At 41.2% G+C, this 376-nt stretch carries 2 tRNA genes; both read right to left on the bottom strand.

What is annotated here, in order from left to right:
- Positions 1 to 151: 151 nt before the first annotated feature.
- Positions 152 to 227, bottom strand: a tRNA-Ala gene (locus ACFI34_RS18785).
- A 45-nt stretch (positions 228 to 272) separates the two neighbouring features.
- Positions 273 to 349 (bottom strand) — tRNA-Ile (locus ACFI34_RS18780).
- Positions 350 to 376 lie beyond the last annotated feature (27 nt).

Raw genomic sequence — 376 nt, 5'->3', positions numbered from 1 at the left:
ACAAATACAATTGTATTTATACGAATTTTATTATCAGCTTTTCCAAATTTTTAAAGAGCAAGAGATACAAAAACCTCTCAAAATTAAACACACTCTATTCTCAGGCGATTTAGCTGCCCGATAAAGAATATTTATTTTTAAGAAGTAAAAGTGGTGGAGCTAAGCAGGATCGAACTGCTGACCTCCTGCGTGCAAGGCAGGCGCTCTCCCAGCTGAGCTATAGCCCCACATGTGCTGGTCTTATTGTTTAGTTACCGACTTCGTTGAAGAAGTGGTGGGTCTGAGTAGATTTGAACTACCGACCTCACCCTTATCAGGGGTGCGCTCTAACCAGCTGAGCTACAGACCCAAACAATAAGTGTTGTTCTCTTTACAA

This window comes from Pseudoalteromonas sp. PSi26 (genome assembly GCF_054960575.1).
This window is presented reverse-complemented; position numbering and strand designations above follow the sequence as displayed.